This is a genomic window from Mesoflavibacter sp. CH_XMU1422-2, from assembly GCF_037029245.1.
GTDB lineage: Bacteria > Bacteroidota > Bacteroidia > Flavobacteriales > Flavobacteriaceae > Mesoflavibacter > Mesoflavibacter zeaxanthinifaciens.
This window is the reverse complement of record NZ_JAYMEE010000077.1, coordinates 1-2,709: the sequence shown is the minus strand read 5'-3', so window position 1 is coordinate 2,709 and position 2,709 is coordinate 1. Positions and strand designations below refer to the sequence as shown.

2 protein-coding genes and 1 pseudogene are annotated in these 2,709 nt (G+C 36.3%); all 3 read left to right on the top strand.

The window, feature by feature from the left end:
- Positions 1 to 171 precede the first annotated feature (171 nt).
- Complete coding sequence (locus WA340_RS12700; protein WP_336129355.1) at positions 172 to 804, top strand: hypothetical protein; 633 nt, start codon at positions 172 to 174, stop codon at positions 802 to 804.
- A 164-nt stretch (positions 805 to 968) separates the two neighbouring features.
- Positions 969 to 1,535: pseudogene (locus WA340_RS12695) on the top strand (Crp/Fnr family transcriptional regulator).
- 58 nt (positions 1,536 to 1,593) lie between these two features.
- Positions 1,594 to 2,175, top strand: a complete 582-nt coding sequence (gene def / locus WA340_RS12690; RefSeq protein WP_336129354.1) for a peptide deformylase — start codon at positions 1,594 to 1,596, stop codon at positions 2,173 to 2,175.
- Positions 2,176 to 2,709 lie beyond the last annotated feature (534 nt).

Genomic DNA, 2,709 nt, shown 5'->3' with positions numbered 1-2,709 from the left:
TCTCTTTGGTTCTTTATGATTAAATGTTAAAGTTAATAGATTGCTAACTTAAGAGGTATATATTCAATTGCTACTGAATTTCCTATCGGAATTTCATTGCAATTTACTATCTTTCGGCTATAGCGGAAAGAATCCTGCGGATTTTTCCGCAACGTATCATAGCCAAAACCGTTGGCAGTTATATTAAACTCTGACAATAAAATGAGGAAAATTGCATTAGGTTTTATCATTTGTCTAGTTCTTACGAGTTGTCTTTTTGGCGATAATCCTTACGTTCAGAAACCATTGATAAAAAACTACTGGCTTTATTGGCTTGACTACAAAAAGAATCAACAAATAGTTTATTGCACCACAGAAAATGTTTATGGTTCAATTCAAAATATCATTATTCCTAAGACTGTTTTCGCGGTGGGATTTAACAACCGATTTATAATTGCAAAACAACATCCTTTTATTGCAGACTCCTTGGAAAACAGTCTATATGATGGATGGAATAAAAATGATCGTGGACACTATCCAGTAAAACATCTAAAGGACACTGTTTTCTTGAAGGAGGGCGACACCGTGTATCTTGAAAGGGGAAAGTGGTACCATACTGAAAATAGATATAGTTATATCCCCGATAGCCTCAGTCCATATAAAGAAATTACCATCTACCATATAATTGATACGGGGAAGAAAAATGGGAATAATCCATATACCCATTTTAGCTTCCGTAGTGAATCGGATTTTAAACAAAAATGCCAGAAATTAGGAATAGGGAATAATCTTAAATTTTCAATTTTTGAGAAAACCCTTGAATAAAATACTACTGCCAACAAGGTGTATAATTAATTGCGGTTGAATTCCTTAGTCGGAATTCATTGCAATCAATTATATTTACTTCAGGCGGACAATTTCCGGCGGAAATGTCCGCAACTAATTATACACAAACCGTTAGGTGCAAGCAGAACAAAAAACCGTCAAAAATGGGACACATAAGAGAATACTATGAAAGAATCGTAAAGCTACAAGAATCGGAATGGGAATTTATAGCTTCACATTTTGACAGAAAAGTGTTTGCCAAAAACCAAATCATCACACGGCAGGGCGAAACGGAAAATTACCTTTCATTCGTTGAAACGGGCATCGTTCGGTTTTACATTCCCGATGATGAAAACGAACTGACTTTTAATTTCAGTTTCGACAAAGAATTTACCTGTGCTTACGACTCTTTTCTCACGCAAACACCGTCCGAATACGAATTACAGGCATTGACGGAAACCGTTGTTTAGCAAATTTCCTTTGACGATTTGCAAAAAGTGTATGCCCAGACCAAAGTTGGGAATTATTTAGGACGCTTCGCTTCCGAAAAATTGTTTTTGGCTAAAAGCAAACGTGAACTGTCCTTGCTTAAATACAATGCGAAAGAGCGTTATTTAAGACTGTTCAGCGAACAGCCCGACATTTTAAAATTCATTCCGCTAAAATACGTGGCTTCCTACATCGGAATAACGCCACAGGGCTTGAGCCGTATTCGCAGACAGATTACTTAACATAGGTTCATTGCCAACCTTGTTCATTCTTTGGAACTTTGCGATAAAAAGCAAAGGAATGAAACGACCTATTTTAGCATACGGACACAGCATTTTAAAACAAAAGTGCAACGACATCGAAAAGAATTATCCCGAGTTGGACAAGCTAATAGCCGATATGTGGGAAACAATGAAAAACGCCAATGGTTGCGGATTGGCTTCGCCACAAATCGGACTTCCGATAAGACTTTTTGTAGTGGACAGTAAAACAACTTTTGAAAATCTTGACGAAGCGGACAGGGAAATCTATTTTGACAAAGACGACAAAGGAATAATGGAAACTTTTATCAACGCAAAAATCATTAAACGTTCCGCAGAGCTTTGGGAAGACGAAGAAGGCTGTTTAAGTATCCCAAATTTATCGGAAAAAGTAAAAAGACCTTGGACGATTAGCATAGAATATTACAACAAAGATTTTGACTTTCAAACAAAGACATTTAGCGGAACGACCGCAAGAATGATACAGCACGAATACGACCACACAGAAGGAATTTTGTATCTTGACTATCTAAAACCATTGACCAGAAGGCTGATGGAATCCAAACTTAAAAAGATTGCAAAAGGACAAATAAAGACGAAATATCCAATGAAATTCGTGTAAAAATGCCAGCACCTAACAAGGTGAATAAGCAATAGCGGGGAAAGTGCCAAAACCAAAGTTTCTGCTTTTTAGCTATCTTTGTGCTAAACCGAACAGTTAGTGCATAAAACCCGCCACTGCTCATACACTTGACCGTTAACTACAATATTGCATCAACAAAAAACGCTCAATTTGTGCGGAGTTTTAGCAACGTAACTCTAAAAAATTGAAAACAGAATTTTAGCCTGTTACGGATCTGAATTTAAAAATGTAAAAACGTAACTGAACTCTAAAACAGACTCGTGCAGAATTGAATAAATTGCGGTCGAATTCTGTCGCTCAAAATGGAACTGAAACTTAAAAACTGAAACGACAAAACGGAATGTTACGTGAAAATAAAGCGGAATAAAAACAAGTTTTCTCTTTACAATTTAGCCAGCTGAATCACATAAATCAACACAATACTGTAGTTAACAAAGAACTGAGGCAATAAACAAGTAAAATATTAATTATTTATTGCTAGAGTACTTCTATGTTCACCATTGTAAGGCACCC

What these genes read in the sequence shown, in the direction of transcription:
- def (WP_336129354.1), top strand. Translation starts at nt 1,594, where the DNA reads ATGAAACGACCTATTTTAGCATACGGACACAGCATTTTAAAACAAAAG.